The sequence below is a fragment of the Pseudomonas sp. A-B-19 genome, assembly GCF_019947515.1.
Lineage (GTDB): Bacteria > Pseudomonadota > Gammaproteobacteria > Pseudomonadales > Pseudomonadaceae > Aquipseudomonas.
The window spans coordinates 52423-71675 of sequence record NZ_JAGYGN010000024.1 but is presented as its reverse complement, the minus strand read 5'-3'; the positions used below and the strand labels follow the sequence as shown (position 1 = coordinate 71675).

Here is a 19253-nt window from a genome sequence, read left to right as displayed (position 1 = left end):
GCACCTTGGTGGCAAGCTTGCGCAATAGCTTAGTGGCCATTGCTGGCAACCACATTGGCTGCCAATTGGTAGCCACTGCCACGCACGGTGCGAATCAGCCGTGGCGGTTTTTCCGTGTCGCGCAGGCGCTGGCGCAACCGGCTGACGGCCATGTCGACGATGCGATCCAGGGGCATCAGTTCACGGCCACGGGTGGCGTTGCCGATGGTGTCGCGGTCGAGGATTTCCTGCGGGTGATCGAGGAATAGTTTCAGCAGCGCGAAGTCGGCGCCCGAGAGAATCACCTCTTCGCCATCGATGTGAAACAGCCGATGACTGACCATGTCCAGCCGCCAGTCATCGAAGGCCAGCACCTCACCGCCACTACGCTCCTGACCGAACTGCGCGCGGCGCAGCAATGCCTTGATCCGCGCCTGCAACTCCCGTGGGCTGAACGGCTTGCCGAGGTAATCGTCGGCGCCCAGTTCCAGGCCGATGACACGGTCGGCTTCGTCGGAACTGGCGGTGAGCATGATGATCGGCACCTGCGCCTGGCGCGGATGCTGGCGAATCCAGCGGCACAGGCTGAAGCCGTCTTCGTCGGGCAGCATCACATCAAGGATCACCAGATCGGCCGGAGCGTCGTTCAGCGCCTGGCGAAAACCGGCGCCATCGGCGGTGGCCCGCACCTGAAAACCGGCGCGGGTCAGGTAGGTGTCCAGCAACTCGCGTATCTCTTGATCGTCATCGACCAACAAAATCGACTTGTTCACTGAGCTCACGGGCGGCGTCCTTGTTGTTTGAATTGGGCGGATTATGCCTGATCAAGCAGAAGTCTTTGTTGTGTGTGAATACGCCTTCGCTGGCAAGCCAGCTCCTACAGAAATTGCGCGTACCTGTAGGAGCTGGCTTGCCAGCGAAGGGAGCGCCCGGTTTTCAAGCTTGTTCGAGCGCTACTCCCGCCCCGACAAGGCCCGAATACGGCGCCGTCACCAGCCACACCGGAATCCCCTTGAAGTAATCGCTCATGCACCCCTTGTCGGCGAAGCAGCGGGCGAAACCGCTTTCGAGGAAGAAGTCGGCAAACCGCGGAATCACCCCACCCACGATGTACACGCCACCACGCCCGCCGGTGGTCAGCACGTTGTTGCCGGCCACGCGCCCCAGCCAGCAGCAGAACTGCTCGAGCACTTCCACGGCAATCGGATCGCCCGCCAGCCCGGCAGCGGTGATGGCTTCCGGCGTATCGAGCACCGGCGTGTGCCCGTCCACCGCGCAGATCGCCCGGTAGACCCGGGGCAAGCCACCGCCACTCAAGGCTGTTTCGGCGCTGACATGGCCGATTTCGTTGAAGATGTGCTGCCAGAGTTGGGTTTCCCGAGGACTGCTCAGCGGCAAATCGACGTGACCGCCTTCGCCAGGCAACGCAGCAAAACGCCCTTCGCCGAGATCGAGCAAGGTGCCGACCCCCAGGCCGGTACCCGGGCCAATCACCACCGCCGGGCGCAGTGGCTCCGGCGTGCCTTCGCAGACCACGCGGAATTCGCCGGGCTGCAAACGGGTCATGCCCAGGGCCATGGCCGAGAAGTCGTTGACCAGCAACAACTGCTCCACCTGCAAGGTCTGGCAGAAACCCTTGCGGCTCAGGCGCCAGTGATTGTTGGTGAACTTGAATTCATCGCCGCTGACGGGACCGGCCACCGACAGGCACACGGAACCGATCGAACCCGGCGCCAGACCGAGCCCGCTCAGGTAGAGGCTGATCGCCTCCTCTGGGCTGGCATGGTCCGCCGTTGCCAGCACCTGGACGCTTTCTAGTTGCTGGTTTTTCCACAACGCGAAACGTGCGTTGGTCCCACCGATGTCACCGACCAAAGCCAGTTTCAATTAAGCGTCTCCAGGGCAGAAGTGAAGGCGCTGGCGCCCTGCTCCGCCGAGCTGAAGGCCATGCGCATGAAACCGAACAGCTCGCGACCGGTGCCGATGTTGTTACCCAACAGACCTTTGGCCGGCGTGCGCGCTGCGAATTCTTCGGCGTCCACCTTGAGTTCCAGGGTGCCTTTGACGCCATCGACGCGGATGATATCGCCCTCTTGCACCCGCGCCAAAGCGCCGCCGACATAAGCTTCGGGGCTGACATGAATGGCCGCCGGAATTTTCCCCGACGCGCCGGACATGCGCCCGTCGGTCACCAGCGCAACTTTGAAACCGCGATCCTGCAACACGCCGAGGTACGGCGTCATCTTGTGCAGCTCCGGCATGCCGTTGGAGCGCGGGCCCTGGAAGCGCATCACTGCGACAAAATCCTTCTCCAGCAAACCGGCCTTGAAGGCATCGGCCAGGTCCTGCTGATCCTGGAACACCATGGCTGGCGCTTCGACAACCTGGTTTTCCACGGCCACGGCGGAGACTTTCATCACACCGCGACCGAGGTTGCCTTCCATCACCCGCAGGCCACCTTCGGCCGAGAACGCACGAGCGACCGGACGCAGGATGCTTTCATCGAGGCTGTCGGTCACGCCTTCGCGCCACACCAGCTGGCCGTTGTCGAGGAACGGTTCCTGGGTGTAGCGGCTCAGGCCGTGGCCCATCACGGTGTTGACATTTTCGTGGAGCAACCCGGCTTCCAGCAGTTCGCGGATCAGGAACGACATGCCGCCCGCGGCCTGGAAGTGGTTGATGTCGGCTTTGCCGTTCGGGTAGACGTGGCTCAGGGTCGGCACGACTTCGGAGAGGTCGGCCATGTCCTGCCAGGTCAGTTGAATGCCCGCCGCCATGGCGATGGCCGGCATGTGCAGGGTATGGTTGGTCGAGCCGCCCGTGGCATGCAGCGCCACGATGGAGTTGACCAGCGAACGCTCGTCGACGATTTCGCCGATCGGCATGAAGTCGCCGTTCTGCTTGGTCAAACGCGTGACCTGGTGCGCGGCTTCGCGGGTCAAGGCATCGCGCAACGGCGTGTTCGGGTTGACGAAGGACGCGCCCGGCAGATGCAGGCCCATGACTTCCATCAGCAACTGGTTGGTGTTGGCGGTGCCGTAGAAGGTGCAGGTGCCAGGGCTGTGGTAGGACTTCATTTCCGATTCCAGCAGCTCTTCGCGGGTCGCCTTGCCTTCGGCGTACTTCTGGCGCACGTCGGCTTTCTGCTTGTTGGAAATGCCCGAGACCATCGGCCCACCCGGCACGAAGATCATCGGCAGATGGCCGAAGCGCAACGCGCCCATCATCAGGCCCGGCACGATCTTGTCGCAGATGCCGAGCAGCAGCGCGCCGTCGAACATGTTGTGGGACAGCGCCACGGCCGTGGACAACGCGATCACTTCGCGGCTCGGCAGGCTCAGTTCCATGCCCGGTTCGCCCTGGGTCACGCCATCGCACATCGCCGGGGTACCTCCGGCGAACTGGCCGACGGAGCCGATCTCGCGCAGGGCCTTTTTGATCAACTCAGGAAAGACTTCGTACGGCTGGTGCGCCGAGAGCATGTCGTTATATGACGAAACTATCGCGATGTTGGCGGAGTTCATCATCCGCAGGCTGTGCTTGTCATCGCTGCCGCAACCGGCCACGCCGTGGGCAAAGTTGGCGCATTGCAGCTTGCCGCGCATCGGACCGTCGCTGGCCGCACCGCGGATCAATGCAAGGTAGGCCTCACGCGTGGCGCGGCTGCGGGCGATAAGCCGTTCAGTGACCTCAAGGACGCGGGGATGCATGTGTAGAACTCCAGGCTAACGGATGTGGCGACCTGATTGTCTATGCTGATCAAAGGCCGGTGTCGATGGGATGACAGACGGTTTGTTTGACCATTCGGACCAGTTGATTCAGGTCACTCGTTGTAGATCGAACAAAATATTGCCATCAAAAAGGCTTGTTTTCTATTTTTTTACGAATAATCTTGTAATTCCAACAACAAAACGACGGTAGCGCCGCAATATGACTCTTCGAATCGCAATCAATGGTTTTGGCCGCATCGGCCGTAATATCCTTCGCGCACTCTATACCCAAGGCTACCGTCAGGATCTGCAGATCGTCGCCATCAACGATTTGGGCGACAGCGCGATCAACGCTCATCTACTCAAGTACGACACCGTTCACGGCACGTTCGATGCCGATGTCCAGCACGACCAGGAGAGCCTGACGGTCAACGGCGACCGCATTTCGGTCAGCGCCATCCGCAACCCGGCCGACCTGCCCTGGGCCGCGGAAAAAATTGATGTCGTGTTCGAATGCACCGGTCTGTTCACCGACCGGGCCAAAGCCGCCGCGCATATTACGGCCGGCGCACGCAAAGTGATCATCTCGGCCCCGGCCAAAGGCGCCGACGCTACCGTGGTTTACGGGGTGAACCACGACATTCTGCGCCAATCGCACCAGATCATTTCCAACGCGTCGTGCACCACCAACTGCCTGGCCCCGGTGGCCCAGGTGCTGCACCGCGAACTGGGCATCGAGAGCGGTCTGATGACCACCATTCATGCCTATACCAACGACCAGCACTTGACCGACGTCTATCACGTCGACCCGTACCGCGCCCGTTCGGCCACCCAGAACATGATCCCGAGCAAGACCGGTGCCGCTGAAGCGGTGGGCCTGGTGCTGCCGGAACTGGCGGGCAAACTGACCGGCATGTCGGTGCGCGTACCGGTGATCAATGTATCCCTGGTGGACCTGACCGTGCAGCTCAAGCGTGAAGCGTCGGCCGATGAGGTCAATGCGCTGCTGAAAGAAGCCAGCCAGCACTCGAAGATTCTTGGGTACAACACCCTGCCGCTGGTCTCCAGCGACTTCAACCACAACCCGCTGTCGTCGATCTTCGACGCCAACCACACCAAGGCCAGCGGCAAGCTGCTCAAGGTATTGGCCTGGTACGACAACGAGTGGGGCTTCTCCAACCGCATGCTCGATAACTGCCTGGCGCTGTGCAACGCTGAATAAGCCAATGCCATACCCGATTCTGTAGGAGCCGGCTTGCCGGCGAAGGCGGTCTTGAGGACGTCTTCGCTGGCAAGCCAGCTCCTACAAGTCGGGGGGGTGTCCTCGAGATCGTCTTCTGTCTATGGAGCAACCCATGATCGGCATCAGCTTTACGCAAAAGACCCTGGCGGCGCGCAAGCGTATCGCCCTGGTTGCCCATGACCACTGCAAGGTGTTCTTGCTCGATTGGGCCGAACGGCAAAAAGACAAGCTGGCCCAGCATGATCTGGTCGCCACCGGCACCACGGGGCTGTTGCTGCAACAACGCCTCGACCTGCCGGTGCAAAGCATGATCAGCGGGCCACTGGGTGGTGATCAACAACTCGGTGCGCAAATCGCTGAGCAGCGGGTCGACATGCTGGTGTTTTTCTGGGACCCGTTCGAACCCCAGCCCCACGACCCGGATATCAAGGCATTGCTGCGGGTCGCGGCGGTGTGGAACATCCCGGTGGCGTGCAACGAATGCAGCGCCGACTACCTGATCAGCAGCCCGTTGATGGATCAGGCGCACCTCCATCGGATTCCCGATTACGCCACCTATTTGCAGGGGCGCGCGTAAAGCTTCACAAATCAGTGCTTGACCACCCGAGTAGATGATAAGCATTATCATCTACTCGAAATGGATCAGGTTCTCCCGTGAGTCAGTCACGCTTCAACCACGTTTTCCTCACCCAGCGCACCTCCCTGCTGCGCACGCTGGAACGTATGGTCAACAATCACAGCACCGCTGAAGACCTCTTGCAGGAAACCTATCTGCGGGTGACCCGTGCGCTGAGCGAACGGGCCATCGATCATCTTGAGCCCTTTGTCTTCCAGACGGCGCGCAACCTGGCGCTGGACCATTTGCGTGCGCGGCGTATCCACTCGCGCACCATGGTCGACGACGTGCCCCAGGAGGTGGTGCACAGCATCGCCGCCCCCACCAGCAGCGCCGAAGACGCCGCCCACGCCGAACAATTGCTGGAGCACCTGAACGTGAGCCTCAGTGAACTCAGCGCCCGCCAACAGCAGATTTTCATCCTCAGCCGCCTGCACGGGCACAGCTACCAGGAAATCGCCGACGAGTTGAACGTGTCCCTCAGTACCGTGCAGAAAGAGCTCAAGTTGATCATGTCGATCTGCATCGGGGTTGCCGATCGCTTGAACGCCAACTGAACGCCAGGCCCCTGCGCTTGCCTGGACTGACTGCGCTGATCCTCGGGCTTTGCTAACCTTGGCCCACGTTTTACGTACCGCTTCACTAAAAAAACAGCCGTGCACAGACACTGCCGAGGAAATACCGTGACGGACAACCACCGCTCCCCCGAGCCTTCATCGGCGCAGGACCCCGCAAGCGCGATGGACCAGGCCCTGGACTGGCTGATCGTGCTCGGCAGTCCCGACGAGGAGCAGAGCCGCCAGTTCCATGCATGGCTCGACGCCGATCCGTTGAATGCCCTGGCGTTCGCCAAGGCCCAGGCGATCTGGGACGGCCCGCAAGTGGCGCAGTGCGCGCAATACCTGGCCGCCCGTCCGGCGAAAGTCACTGTGCTCACCCGTCTGCGTCCGCACTGGAAACCCTTGGCCACCGCCGCCGTGCTACTGCTCGGCCTGTTCAATTTCAGCAATTTGCCGATGCGCCTGCAGGCCGATCACCTGACCGTGGTCGGCGAGCGCCAGCGCCTGCAATTGGAGGATGGCTCCAGGGTCCTGCTCAATACCAACTCGGCGTTCTCAAGCACCATCAACGACCGGCAACGTGTTGCCCGCCTGTATCAGGGCGAGGCGTTTTTCGAAGTCCAGGCCAATCGCGGCCAGCCACTGGAAATCGACGCCGGCCCGGTCACGGCCAGCGTTCGCGATACCGCATTTGCCGTACGCTACCTCGACGGCGTGGCGCAGGTGCGGGTACAGCGCGGGGATGTCGATTTGCGCGCCACCCGGGATGACGCGCGGGTGCGCTTGTCCGCAGGGGAAAGCATTCGCATCGGCCCCAACGGCTTCGACAAACCGGCCAAACTCGACGCTGCCACTGACCTGGCGTGGGTCCAGGGGCGACTGGTGTTTGAAAACTGCCCGTTGAACCAGGTGCTGGCAGAACTTCGTCGCTACTACCCGGGCTGGATCATCAACAACAACGAACAACTGGCCGATGTCACCGTAACAGGCAACTACCGCCTTGATCAGCCGTTGGACGTGGTTCGCTCCCTGGCCCAGATCACCTCGGCCCGGCTCCAGGAATTCCCGGCGCTGGTCATCCTGAACTGAATGAGAATAATTTTTACTCGATAGCCAAACTCCGTACGTCTCGTTATAGCCAATGCAATTGATTCGCATCTCACCCTGCCAATCAGCACCTATAAAGATTCGTGCGACACGGAGCGTTATCGATGTCCCCTCGCCTTACCCGCCAAACCCCTACACCTTCCCGCGTGCTGTCGCTGCTGACCGCCGCCATCCTGATGGCCGCTACCGCACCGCTCATGGCCGCCACCGCCACCGAGCAGTCGACCCGCAAAACAGGCGACTACTCGTTCGCCATTGCCCAGCAATCACTGGTGTCGGCACTCAATGCCTTTACCGCCGTGACGGGCTGGCAGGTCGGCGTGTCGTCGGAGCTGGCGCAAGGTGTGGCTTCGCCGGGAGTACGCGGCTCGCTGTCACCGGAGAAAGCACTGGATCGTCTGTTGGTGGGGACCAACCTGGACTATCGCAAACTGGGGCACAACAGCATCGTTCTGGAGAAGCGCAGTGGTAGCAGTGCCCTCAGTCTGGATCAGGTCACCATCAGCGCCACCCGTAACGAGCAGGATGTGAACAGCGTGCCGAGCACGGTCTCTGTCTACACGCGCGAAGATCTGGACCGCAACAACGTCAATACCATCAAGGAACTGGTGCGCTACGAACCCGGTGTTTCGGTGGGCGGTTCGGGCCAACGCGCCGGCATCACGGGCTACAACATTCGCGGCATCGATGGCGACCGCGTACTGACCCAGGTCGATGGCGTGCAGGTACCCGACGGTTTCTTCAACGGCCCCTATGCCCAGACCAACCGCAACTATGTCGACCCGGAAATCGTCAAGCGTGTGGAAATCCTCCGGGGCCCGGCGTCGGTACTGTATGGCAGCAGCGCCATTGGTGGTGCGGTCAGCTACTACACGCTGGACGCGGACGACATCATCAAACCGGGCAAGGATGTCGGCGCACGTCTGAAAACCGGCTACAGCTCTGCCGACGACAGCTGGCTGACTTCCGGCACGGTCGCCGGACGCACCGGCGAGTTCGATGGCCTGTTGCATCTCAATCAACGCAACGGTCATGAAACAGAGTCCTTTGGCGAAACCGGCGGCACCGGCCTGAACCGCACTGAAGCCAATCCCCAGGACGTGCGCACCACCAGCGTGTTGGCCAAACTGGGCTGGAATTACGCCGACGACGCGCGTTTCGGCCTGGCCTACGAGCATTACAAGGACGACCGCGACACCAATCAATTGAGCGCGGTGGGCGGCCCGTTCAATGCCGGGCGCGGTTTCGGCTTCTACAAGTCCCGTACCGGTAACGACACGATCACCCGCGAACGCTTTGGCCTGGAGCACAACTTCGGCCTGGACAGCGCACTGGCTGACAACATCAAGTGGACGCTGAACTACCAGATCGCCAAGACCGACCAGAGCACCGAGGAAATCTACGCGCCGTCGCGGACCGTGTTGCGTAACCGCGATACCAACTTCAAGGATCGCCAATGGGTATTCGACGCCCAGGCTGACAAGTCGTTTGTCATCGCCGATACCGATCACTTCGTCACCTATGGCACCACCCTCAAGCAGGACAAAGTCACCGGCCTGCGTACCGGTACCGGCACCTGCCTGACCGTGGCCGGTGCCTGCCGTGTCATTGGCGCACCGAGCGCCCCCGACACGCTCAAACCCGCCAGTGACTTCCCGGACCCGACCATCAACAGCTACGCCCTGTTCGCCCAGGATCAGATCAGTTGGGGCAACTGGACCTTCCTGCCCGGTGCTCGTTACGACTACACCCAGCTCAAGCCGCACATCACCGAAGAGTTCCTGGCCACCGCCGACCAGAGCGGCGACGGTGCGGTGAGCGACGAGACCAAGACCTGGCATCGCCTGTCGCCTAAGTTCGGCACCACCTACAGCTTCAATGACCACTACACCTGGTTCGGCCAATACGCCGAAGGCTTCCGCACCCCGACCGCCAAGGCGTTGTATGGTCGTTTCGAAAACATCGCCGGTGGCTATCGGGTAGCGCCTAATCCGGACCTTGAACCGGAAAAAAGCAAAAGCTACGAGACGGGTTTGCGCGGCCACTTCGAGCAGGGCTCCTTTGATGTGGCGGTGTTCTACAACAAATACCGCGACTTCATTAACGAGAACGCCATCACTCCTGGCTACACCGAGACCACGTTCCAGAGCAATAACATCAAGCACGCCACCATCAAGGGTGCCGAGGTCAAGGGCCGCCTGAACCTCGACGCCTTCGGCGCGCCGCAAGGCCTCTACACCCGGGGCTCGGTGGCCTATGCCTACGGTCGTAATGACGACAACGGCGAGCCGCTCAACAGCGTCAACCCACTGACCGGCGTATTCGGCCTCGGCTACGACCAGGACACCTACGGCGGTGTGCTCAACTGGACGCTGGTGAAGAAGAAGGACCGCGTCGACAGCACCAGTTTCAAAACCCCGGATGGCACCAGCACCCAGTTCAAGACCCCCGGTTTCGGCATTCTGGACCTGAGCGCGTTCTACAGGGTGACCGACGACGTAACCGTCAGCGGCGGCGTCTACAACCTCACCGACAAGAAGTACTGGCTGTGGGATGACGTGCGCGGCTACGACAGCGTCGGCGAAGCGTCGGTGACCCAGCCGGCCAACCTCGACCGCCTGACCCAGCCGGGTCGCAATTTTGCGGTCAACCTGATCTGGGATATCTGATCCGGTCATCCCGCCGGGCGGTCACATCAAGCCGCCTGGTGGGGATTTTTTACTGTCAGGCGCCTTCCTGTTCGTCTCGTTACCAAGCGCCTCTGAACTCTCCAAGGAATTTCCATGACTACCCAGGCCATCGAACAACGCCCCAACCTGCGTTCGCAACGTTTGAACCAGATCACCCACGAGCCGCACAGCAAGCTCGATGCCTTGGTCAAGGCCCATGCTCCGTTTGAAACCCCGGCCAATTTCGCCCGCTTCGTAGTGGCGCAGTACCTGTTCCAGTCGGAACTGGTGTCGCTGTACAACGATGCCGAACTGACCGCCATCGTCCCGGACCTTCCGACCCGCTGCCGTGCCGATGCAGCCAGGGGCGACCTGGAGGACCTGGACACCGAGGTGCCAGCACCCGTGGCCGGTGCACTGAAGAACCCCACCAAGGCTGAAGCCCTGGGCTGGATCTTTGTTTCGGAAGGCTCGAAGCTCGGCGCGGCGTTCCTGATCAAGCGTGCCGTGGGCCTTGGCCTGAGCGAAACCTTCGGTGCCCGCCACCTCGGCGAACCAGCCGGTGGCCGCGCTGAAGGCTGGAAGCGCTTCGTCCAGACCCTGGACGGCCTGGTATTCAGCACCCAGGAAGAAGCCGAAGTGGAAAAAGGCGCCATTGACGCGTTCAACCGGTTTACCGTGTTGCTGGAGCAGGCTTACGCTACCGAAGCTGCCTGAGAACACCACTACCCCTGTGGGAGCGAGCTTGCTCGCGATGGCGGAGTATCAGTCGACAGTTTTTTTGAATGTCAGTCTGCTATCGCGAGCAAGCTCGCTCCCACAGGTGACTTCGTAAGCCTGCAAGATTTCGATTCGTCTCACGTGTTGCCTTGAGCCCATGCCCACCTCTTCAAAACTCTCCCGCCTCCTCTTCGGCCTGCTGGCCTATGTCAGCCTGGGTATCGGCCTGATCGCCATCGTCATACCCGGCCTGCCAACCACCGAGTTCATCCTGCTGGCCGCCTGGGCAGCGACCCGCAGTTCGCCGCGCCTGAGTGCCTGGCTGGAAAACCACCGACTGTTCGGCCCCATCCTCCATAACTGGCACAACGGCAAGATCATCGCGCGCCGGGCAAAAATCAGCGCCACGGTCAGCATGTTGTTGTGTGCCGGTCTGATGCTGGTGATGCTCGATCACGGTTGGCCAATTTACCTGGCGATAGCCGGCATGGGGCTGGGCAATCTGTGGATCTGGTCACGGCCGGAATCACTGCCGGAACTCTCCTGAACAACTCCGCGACTTTTCTTCGTTTTAAAGCGCTTTTTCGGCACATTTTTCTGCGCAAACGTTCAACCATTACCACTCGTCGGGTTACCCCTCATGTAACCTCAACGCCACGCCGATGTGCATTGATCGGCGCTAAATGGATTTAGCCAGTGAGCCGCAACGGCCACAGCCAACACTTTATCCATTCGCGAGTTCGCCCTATGTTCGACTCACTGTCCATCCGCCTGAAAATCGTCCTGCTGTCCGGTCTGTGCCTGCTCGGCGTCGTCGCCTTGATAGTGGGCATGAACATTTACCAGACCAATCAGAACGATGACCTGGTCAACGACTCCAGCAGCGCAATGCTCACCGCCAGTGTGCAGGACCTGCTCCAGGCCAAGGCCGCCGAGCAAGCGGTGCGGGTGCAGAAGACATTCGGTGAAACCCTGACGGTGGTGACCGCCCTGGCCGACCAGATCAAGGACATGCGCACCCTGGCCGCCAAACGCTCGCTTGAGCCCGGCGCTTTGCGTGAGGAATTGAACCAGAGCCTGAAAACCGCCTTCGAGCGCAACGGCAAGGTACTGGGTATCTGGCTGGCGTTCGAACCCAACGGCCTGGATGGCAAGGACAGCGAGTTCGTTAATGACGCCGCCCGTCAATCCAACGAGATCGGTCGTTTTGCCGCGTACTGGAGCCGCGCCGGGGGTGAGTCGCTGAACACGATCATGGTCGAAGAGGACATGACCAAAACCACCCTGAACCTCAGCGGCACGCCGTACAACGTCTGGTACACCTGCCCTCGGGACAGCAAGCGCACCTGCCTGCTCGACCCCTACGCCGACACGGTCGGCGGCAAGGAAGTGTTGATGACCACCATTTCCGTACCGCTGCTGGTGGATGGCAAGTCCATCGGTGTGGTCGGTATCGACATCGCCCTCGACGCCCTGCAAGCGGCGGCGGTCAACTCCCAGCGCGACCTGTTCAACAGTGCCGGGCACATGCTGATCGTCTCCGGCACTGGCGTGCTGGCCGCCTATAGTGTCGATGCCGGTAAAGTCGGCAAGAACATCGGCGACACCCTGGGTACCGATGGCAAGGACATTCTGCAATTGCTCGGTAGCGGTGCGCCGAAGATTCTCCAGCAAGGCGACCTGATCCGTGCGGTGTACCCGGTCAGCCCGATTGCCGATGCCAAAGCCTGGGCCGTGGTGATCGACCTGCCCAGACAAGTGCTGCTGGCCGATTCGATGAAGCTGCAAGCGGTACTCGACGATGCCCAGCAAAGCGGCACGCTCAAGGCACTGTCGGTGGCGGTGATTGCCGGCCTGCTCGGGCTGTTGCTGATGTGGCTCACTGCGTCCGGCGTGACCCGCCCGATCAACAGCGTGGCCGACATGCTCAAGGCGATTGCCAGTGGCGACGGCGACCTGACCCAGCGCCTGCACTACAGCAAGCACGACGAACTGGGCGATCTGGTGAGCTGGTTCAACCGCTTCCTCGACAAGCTGCAACCGACCATCGCGCAGATCAAGCAAAGCATCACCGACGCCCGCGGTACCGCCGACCAATCTTCAGAAATCGCCCGCCAGACCAGTGAAGGTATGCAGGTGCAGTTCCGCGAAATCGACCAGGTCGCCACCGCGTCCAACGAAATGAGCGCCACCGCCCACGATGTCGCCAACAGCGCCTCGAACGCGGCCAACGCCGCCAAGGGTGCCGACCAATCGGCCCGCGATGGCCTGTCGATCATCGAGCGCAGCACCCGCGATATCAATCAACTGGCCAGCGAGGTCAGCAAGGCCGTGACCGAAGTCGAAGCCCTGGCGCTCAACAGCGAGCAGATCGGTTCGGTGCTGGAAGTGATTCGCAGCATCGCCGAACAGACCAACCTGCTGGCGCTCAACGCGGCGATTGAAGCCGCCCGTGCCGGCGAGAGCGGTCGCGGCTTTGCGGTGGTGGCCGATGAAGTGCGCAACCTGGCCAAGCGTACCCAGGATTCGGTGGAAGAAATTCGCCTGGTGATCGAACGCATCCAGAACGGCACCCGCGGCGTGGTCGCCACCATGCATTCAAGCCAGACCCAGGCCCACAGCAATGCCGGGCAGATCCAGCAGGCGGTCCAGGCCTTGAGCAAGATCAGTGACGCAGTCACTGTGATCAGCGATATGAACCTGCAAATCGCCAGCGCCGCCGAGCAGCAAAGCGCCGTCGCCGAAGAGGTCAACCGCAACGTCTCGGCGATCCGCACCGTCACCGAAACCCTGACCGGCCAGGCCACCGAATCGGCGCAGATCAGCAGCCAACTCAACGCCCTGACCACTCAGCAGATGAAGTTGATGGATCAGTTCCGCGTTTAAAGAACCTACCGAAGATCCCCTGTGGGAGCGAGCTTGCTCGCGATGACGGAACTACATTCAACATCAATGTTGATTGAAAGACCGCTATCGCGAGCAAGCTCGCTCCCACAGAGGGATTTCATCTGGCCTCAGCTTTTTTGGACTAAGATCGGGCTCTCGTTCCGGAGGGCCCTTCGATGACTGACCTGCTCACGTCCATTCAAGCCGCACTCGGTTTGCCTCACACCCCGATTCCATTCACGTCCGGCGGCGCCCTGCCCTCGGCGTTTGCCGTCACGGATCTGGCCTGCGCCAGCATCGCCGTCGCCGGCCAGGCCGCCAGCGAACTGCTGCACCAGCAAACCGGACGCCTGCCCGACCTTGAAGTTGACCGACGCCTGGCGTCCTTCTGGTTCGCGACCTCGATTCGCCCGATCGGCTGGAGCGTTCCGCCGCTGTGGGATCCGGTGGCCGGTGACTACGCCGCCCGCGATGGCTGGATTCGCCTGCACACCAACGCGCCCCATCACCGCGCCGCCGCCGAAAGCGTGCTCGGTGCCTGCACCGACCGTGCAGCGATGGCTGGCCAAGTGGCCCGATGGGCGAAAAGCGAGCTGGAGCAGGCGGTGGTCGATGCCGGTGGCTGTGCCGCCGAAATGCGCACCCGGGATCAATGGCAGACCCATCCTCAAGGCCAGGCGGTAAATGCCGAACCCTTGATTCTGTTCGCCAACTACCCTGGCCAAAGCCGCAAACCGTGGACAGGTTCAGTGGCTCGCCCACTGGCCGGTATCAAGGTGCTGGACTTGACCCGAGTACTGGCCGGCCCCATCGCCAGCCGCTTTCTGGCCGGCCTTGGCGCCGACGTCTTGCGCATCGATCCGCCGACCTGGAACGAGCCGGGGGTGGTGCCGGAAGTCACCTTGGGAAAACGTTGCGCGCGCCTTGATCTGAACGACAGCTCCGACCGCGGCGTATTCGAATGCCTGCTCAAGGACGCCGACATTCTGCTTCACGGCTATCGTGCCGATGCACTGGAGCGACTTGGCCTGGGCATGAATGAGCGCCGGCAACTGAACCCGGGCCTGATCGATGTTTGCCTCAACGCCTATGGCTGGAGCGGCCCCTGGCAAAACCGCCGGGGCTTCGACAGCCTGGTGCAGATGAGCAGCGGCATTGCCGAAGCGGGCATGCGCTGGAAACAGGTGGACAAGCCGACTCCGTTACCGGTGCAGGCCCTCGATCACGCCACCGGGTATTTGATGGCGGCCAGTGCGATCAGGTTGTTGGCGCAGCGGTTGAACGACGGTACGGGGGGCTCGGCCCGGTTGTCGTTGGCGCGTACGGCGAGGTTGTTGATCGAGCAAGGAACCGGCCCGGACGAGCCGTTGCGCGCCGAAGATCAACACGATCAGGGAATACAGGTTGAGCAAACACCCTGGGGGCCGGCGCATCGGTTGCACGCTCCGCTGAAGATCATCGGGACGCCACTACAGTGGGCATTGCCCGCGACTGAATTGGGTTCCCATCCCGCGCAGTGGTGGTGACGGTGAGATAGCCTTCGCTGGCAAGCCAGCTCCTACAGTGGATCGTATTCGCCCATACACCGCGAACACCCGTAGGAGCTGGCTTGCCAGCGAAGGCGTCAGACCATTCAGTACAGAATCCGGATCCAGCTCAGTCCACCCGACTCAACGAAGTCCACAGCACCTGCGCCGCATACCCCCGATAAGGCCGCCAGGTTTCGGCTCGCGCTAAAAGCTGCCGCGCTGTCACCGGCCCACCCTCCAGCGCCGCCAATGCATTGATCAACCCCACGTCGCCATTGGGAAATCCATCCATCTCCCGCAACTGTCGCAACGCAATGTATTGCGCCGTCCAGTCACCAATCCCGTGCAAGGCCAATAGCCGCTCTACACCTCCCTCCCGACCGGGCTCGAACAACCACGGATCATCGAGTAATGCCTGGGCCACCCCCGACAGCGTCCGGCCTCGGCTTTTCGGCATGCCCAGTGCGGCCAGATCTGCGCCAGCCAAAACGCCGGCCTCGGGAAACACATGGGTCAACCCCGGCAACCGTGAATGGAATGGCGTGCCGTACTGCGCTACCAGTTTGCCCGCCAGTTTGATCGCCGCCGCCACCGTAATCTGCTGCCCCAGCACCGCGCGGATCGCCAACTCCAGGCCATCCCACGCCCCCGGCACACGCAGCCCGGGGTGCTCGGCAATCAGCCGCGCCAGCAGCGGATCAACTGCCAGGTGCCGGTGAATGGTGGACAGGTCGGCGTCCAGATCAAACATCCGCCGCACACTTGCGACGATTGCAGGGACAGCGCCCGGATCAGGAAAATCCAGGGTCAACTCAAGGGCATCCGAGGTGCCAGGCTGGATCGAGAACATACCGCAAGTACCGTTCAAACCGATGCTGCGCGAATACACACCATCGACCACCGTTTCCAACCCGACAATCGCCCGCGCCGACAAAAATCCGAACAGCGCCGGCCAGTCATAGGGTGGCTGGTACGCCAGCAACAGCTTCACAGACCCACCACCCACGCGATCAATGCGCTCAGGCGAGGCTTGTTCGGTGATTGCGACATCGTTGCATCTCCATTTTTTGAGGTGGAGGGGGGGCGGCAACTGCCGCGAGAACGTCACATAGCACACGTCAATTAAACTGATGAAGAGTAATAACGTTTATTGGATAACGCCAACAACCATCTTTTAACTTGCACAAAACGGCTAAAGATTCGTCGATATAATCATTTGCTATATACGTTTTAATAAATAAATTCAGTACAAAAAATGCATGAATAAAATTTCAGATTTTGAAAAACCAACTAGCGTCATGATTCGAAACAAATGCTAAAAAGTCCTTTAATAATCTGCAAAAGCCTCTAGAACAGGCATTACAGACCGCTACCCTGTAAATGACGGCACTCCACCCACCCACTGGGAACGCTCTCATTTAGTGATCCAAGTCAGCTGACCGGATAGCCAACGGAATTAGTCTGTTGCCTCTCTTCTCCTGCATTGGAGTCATGCAATGTCTGAAACTCCCGGAAAATTGAAACTCGGCGCGCTGGTTGCATTAGTCGTCGGTTCGATGATTGGTGGCGGGATCTTTTCCTTGCCACAAAACATGGCCGCCAGTGCCGATGTCGGCGCCATTCTGATCGGTTGGGCGATCACCGCCGTCGGCATGCTCACCCTGGCGTTCGTGTTCCAGACCCTGGCCAACCGCAAACCCGACCTTGATGGCGGGGTTTACGCCTACGCCAAGGCCGGTTTCGGCGACTACATGGGCTTCTCGTCCGCCTGGGGGTACTGGATCAGTGCCTGGCTGGGCAACGTCGGTTACTTCGTCTTGCTGTTCAGCACGCTCGGCTACTTCTTTCCGCTATTTGGGGAGGGCAATACCCCGGCTGCCGTGATCGGCGCCTCGGTGCTGCTCTGGGCCGTACATTTCCTCGTACTGCGAGGAATAAAGGAAGCAGCGTTCATCAACCTGGTGACCACCGTCGCCAAGATCGTGCCGCTGCTGTTGTTCATGTTGATTGCGTTGTTCGCCTTCAAACTGGACATCTTCACCGCCGACATCTGGGGCCTGAAGAACCCGGACCTGGGCAGCGTGATGGATCAGGTGCGCAAGATGATGCTGGTCACCGTGTGGGTGTTCATCGGCATCGAAGGCGCGAGCATCTTTTCGGCCCGGGCGCAAAAACGCAGCGATGTGGGTAAGGCCACCGTGATCGGCTTCGTCACCGTGCTGCTGTTTTTGGTGCTGGTCAATGTGCTGTCGCTGGGGATCATGACCCAACCGGAACTGGCCAAACTGCAGAACCCGTCAATGGCCGCCGTGCTGGAACACGTGGTGGGTCACTGGGGCGCGGTGCTGATCAGCGTCGGTTTGATCATCTCGTTGCTGGGGGCGTTGCTGTCGTGGGTGCTGCTGTGCGCGGAGATCATGTTCGCCGCCGCCAGGGACCACACCATGCCGGCGTTTTTGCGCAAGGAAAACGCCAACCATGTACCGGTCAACGCCCTGTGGCTGACCAACGCCATGGTGCAGGTTTTCCTGATCATCACGCTGTTCTCCGCCAGTACTTACCTGTCGCTGATCTACCTCGCCACCTCGATGATCCTGGTGCCGTACCTGTGGTCGGCGGCCTACGCGTTGCTGTTGGCGGTGCGTGGCGAAACCTACGAAGGCGCGCTGGCCGCACGCAAGAAAGACCTGCTTATCGGCGCCGTGGCCCTGATCTATGCGATCTGGCTGATTTACGCCGGCGGCATGAAATACCTGCTGCTCTCGGCCCTGCTCTACGCCCCCGGCGTGATCCTGTTCGCCAAGGCCAAGCTGGAAATCGGCAAACCGGTTTTCACCAACGTCGAGAAGCTGATTTTCGCTGCGGTGGTCGTGGGCGCCGTGGTGGCGGCCTACGGTCTCTATGACGGCTTCCTGACTCTTTAACTCCCTTGTTTTGTCATCTGGAGGATCATTGTAATGACCACGGAAAAAGTTAAGTACGGCGTCCATTCCGAAGCCGGCAAACTGCGCAAAGTCATGGTTTGCTCTCCAGGCCTGGCCCATCAGCGGCTGACCCCGAACAACTGCGATGAACTGCTGTTCGATGACGTGTTGTGGGTGGCCCAGGCCAAACGCGACCACTTCGACTTCGTCACCAAGATGCGCGAACGCAACATCGATGTGCTGGAAATGCACAACCTGCTGACCGACATCGTCGCCATCCCCGAAGCCCTGGACTGGATCCTGGAACGCAAGGTCACCGCCAACTCGGTGGGCCTGGGCCTGATCAACGAAACGGCCTCGTGGCTGCGCAGCCTGGAGCCGCGCAAGATCGCCGAGTTCCTGATCGGTGGTGTCTCGGGCGACGATTTGCCGACCAATTTCGGTGGCAAGGCCATCGAAATGTTCCGCGACTTCCTCGGCCACTCCAGCTTCATCCTGCCGCCACTGCCCAACACCCAGTTCACCCGCGATACCACCTGCTGGATCTACGGTGGCGTCACCCTCAACCCGATGTACTGGCCGGCGCGCCGTCAGGAAACCCTGCTGACCACCGCCATCTACAAATTCCACCCCGCGTTCACCAACGCCGACTTCCAGATCTGGTACGGCGACCCTGACAAGGACCACGGCAACTCCACCCTTGAGGGCGGTGATGTGATGCCGATCGGCAACGGCGTGGTGTTGATCGGCATGGGGGAACGCTCGTCGCGCCAGGCCATTGCGCAACTGGCGGTGAACCTGTTCAAAAACAAAGCCGTCGAGAAAGTCATCGTCGCCGGCCTGCCGAAATCCCGCGCCGCGATGCACCTGGACACCGTGTTCAGCTTCTGCGATCGCGACCTCGTCACGATCTTCCCGGAAGTGGTGAACCAGATTGTCGCCTTCACCCTGCGCCCCGATGAAAGCAAGGCCGGCGGCATCGACATCCGTCGCGAAGAAACCAGCTTCCTCGACACCGTGGCCCAGGCCCTCAATCTCAAGGCCCTGCGCGTGGTGGAGACCGGCGGCAACAGCTTCGCCGCCGAACGCGAGCAATGGGACGACGGCAACAACGTGGTGGCCGTGGAGCCAGGCGTGGTCATCGGCTACGACCGCAATACCTACACCAACACCCTGCTGCGCAAGGCCGGGGTGGAGGTCATCACCATCAGCGCCGGCGAACTCGGTCGCGGCCGGGGCGGCGGCCATTGCATGACCTGCCCGATCATCCGCGATCCGATTGACTACTAACCTGTTCACCTTGGGAGATC

The 19253-nt window shown here is 61.0% G+C and carries 15 protein-coding genes and 1 pseudogene; 12 read left to right on the top strand and 4 right to left on the bottom strand.

Annotated elements, in window-relative coordinates:
* Positions 1-29: 29 nt before the first annotated feature.
* The 3 genes from KGA81_RS23035 to edd form a co-directional block, all read right to left on the bottom strand.
* Positions 30-761: a response regulator gene (locus KGA81_RS23035; protein ID WP_223548771.1), complete on the bottom strand. Its 732-nt coding sequence runs from the start codon at positions 759-761 to the stop codon at positions 30-32.
* A 154-nt stretch (positions 762-915) separates the two neighbouring features.
* On the bottom strand, positions 916-1866 hold the full coding sequence (locus KGA81_RS23030; RefSeq protein WP_223548769.1) for a glucokinase: 951 nt from the start codon (positions 1864-1866) through the stop codon (positions 916-918).
* Entirely contained in the window at positions 1863-3689 is a 1827-nt protein-coding gene (edd, locus tag KGA81_RS23025; RefSeq protein ID WP_223548766.1) for a phosphogluconate dehydratase, read from the bottom strand. The genes KGA81_RS23030 and edd overlap by 4 nt, the downstream gene beginning before the upstream one ends.
* A gap of 220 nt (positions 3690-3909) precedes the next feature.
* Between edd and gap the strand changes: the two genes are divergently transcribed.
* The 10 genes and pseudogenes from gap to KGA81_RS22980 all read left to right on the top strand — a co-directional run bounded on the left by gap (position 3910) and on the right by KGA81_RS22980 (position 15016).
* Entirely contained in the window at positions 3910-4911 is a 1002-nt protein-coding gene (gene gap, locus KGA81_RS23020; RefSeq protein ID WP_223548764.1) for a type I glyceraldehyde-3-phosphate dehydrogenase, read from the top strand.
* 133 nt (positions 4912-5044) lie between these two features.
* Positions 5045-5509, top strand: coding sequence for a methylglyoxal synthase (locus KGA81_RS23015; RefSeq protein WP_223459451.1), 465 nt, complete (start codon positions 5045-5047; stop codon positions 5507-5509).
* Positions 5510-5586: 77 nt separating this feature from the next.
* A complete protein-coding gene (locus KGA81_RS23010) occupies positions 5587-6105 on the top strand; it encodes an RNA polymerase sigma factor (RefSeq protein WP_223548762.1) in 519 nt (172 codons plus the stop codon).
* Positions 6106-6231: 126 nt separating this feature from the next.
* Complete coding sequence (locus KGA81_RS23005) at positions 6232-7197, top strand: FecR family protein (RefSeq protein ID WP_223548760.1); 966 nt, start codon at positions 6232-6234, stop codon at positions 7195-7197.
* 122 nt (positions 7198-7319) lie between these two features.
* Positions 7320-9884, top strand: a complete 2565-nt coding sequence (locus KGA81_RS23000; protein WP_223548758.1) for a TonB-dependent receptor — start codon at positions 7320-7322, stop codon at positions 9882-9884.
* A 114-nt stretch (positions 9885-9998) separates the two neighbouring features.
* Entirely contained in the window at positions 9999-10601 is a 603-nt protein-coding gene (locus KGA81_RS22995) for a biliverdin-producing heme oxygenase (RefSeq protein WP_223548756.1), read from the top strand.
* 160 nt (positions 10602-10761) lie between these two features.
* A complete protein-coding gene (locus tag KGA81_RS22990) occupies positions 10762-11151 on the top strand; it encodes a YbaN family protein (RefSeq protein ID WP_223548752.1) in 390 nt (129 codons plus the stop codon).
* Positions 11152-11351: 200 nt separating this feature from the next.
* Positions 11352-12632 (top strand): annotated as a pseudogene (locus KGA81_RS30285) (HAMP domain-containing protein); the annotation flags it as partial.
* A gap of 102 nt (positions 12633-12734) precedes the next feature.
* On the top strand, positions 12735-13490 hold the full coding sequence (locus tag KGA81_RS30280) for a methyl-accepting chemotaxis protein (RefSeq protein WP_411736573.1): 756 nt from the start codon (positions 12735-12737) through the stop codon (positions 13488-13490).
* A 176-nt stretch (positions 13491-13666) separates the two neighbouring features.
* Positions 13667-15016, top strand: a complete 1350-nt coding sequence (locus tag KGA81_RS22980) for a CoA transferase (RefSeq protein ID WP_223548748.1) — start codon at positions 13667-13669, stop codon at positions 15014-15016.
* A gap of 130 nt (positions 15017-15146) precedes the next feature.
* On the opposite strand, the gene KGA81_RS22975 is transcribed toward KGA81_RS22980, so the two are convergent.
* Complete coding sequence (locus tag KGA81_RS22975; RefSeq protein ID WP_223548746.1) at positions 15147-16010, bottom strand: DNA-3-methyladenine glycosylase family protein; 864 nt, start codon at positions 16008-16010, stop codon at positions 15147-15149.
* A 505-nt stretch (positions 16011-16515) separates the two neighbouring features.
* Between KGA81_RS22975 and arcD the strand changes: the two genes are divergently transcribed.
* Both arcD and arcA read left to right on the top strand, forming a co-directional pair.
* Positions 16516-17943 (top strand): arginine-ornithine antiporter, encoded by a 1428-nt coding sequence (gene arcD, locus KGA81_RS22970; protein WP_223548744.1) that lies wholly within the window; start codon positions 16516-16518, stop codon positions 17941-17943.
* A 33-nt stretch (positions 17944-17976) separates the two neighbouring features.
* Positions 17977-19233 carry an arginine deiminase gene (arcA, locus tag KGA81_RS22965; RefSeq protein WP_223548742.1) on the top strand — a complete coding sequence of 419 codons (1257 nt, stop codon included), beginning with the start codon at positions 17977-17979 and terminating at the stop codon, positions 19231-19233.
* Positions 19234-19253: the final 20 nt, after the last annotated feature.

What these genes read in the sequence shown, in the direction of transcription:
- edd (WP_223548766.1), bottom strand. Translation starts at nt 3,689, where the DNA reads ATGCATCCCCGCGTCCTTGAGGTCACTGAACGGCTTATCGCCCGCAGC.
- gap (WP_223548764.1), top strand. Translation starts at nt 3,910, where the DNA reads ATGACTCTTCGAATCGCAATCAATGGTTTTGGCCGCATCGGCCGTAAT.
- KGA81_RS23015 (WP_223459451.1), top strand. Translation starts at nt 5,045, where the DNA reads ATGATCGGCATCAGCTTTACGCAAAAGACCCTGGCGGCGCGCAAGCGT.
- KGA81_RS23000 (WP_223548758.1), top strand. Translation starts at nt 7,320, where the DNA reads ATGTCCCCTCGCCTTACCCGCCAAACCCCTACACCTTCCCGCGTGCTG.
- KGA81_RS22995 (WP_223548756.1), top strand. Translation starts at nt 9,999, where the DNA reads ATGACTACCCAGGCCATCGAACAACGCCCCAACCTGCGTTCGCAACGT.
- KGA81_RS22990 (WP_223548752.1), top strand. Translation starts at nt 10,762, where the DNA reads ATGCCCACCTCTTCAAAACTCTCCCGCCTCCTCTTCGGCCTGCTGGCC.
- KGA81_RS30280 (WP_411736573.1), top strand. Translation starts at nt 12,735, where the DNA reads ATGCAGGTGCAGTTCCGCGAAATCGACCAGGTCGCCACCGCGTCCAAC.
- KGA81_RS22980 (WP_223548748.1), top strand. Translation starts at nt 13,667, where the DNA reads ATGACTGACCTGCTCACGTCCATTCAAGCCGCACTCGGTTTGCCTCAC.
- arcD (WP_223548744.1), top strand. Translation starts at nt 16,516, where the DNA reads ATGTCTGAAACTCCCGGAAAATTGAAACTCGGCGCGCTGGTTGCATTA.
- arcA (WP_223548742.1), top strand. Translation starts at nt 17,977, where the DNA reads ATGACCACGGAAAAAGTTAAGTACGGCGTCCATTCCGAAGCCGGCAAA.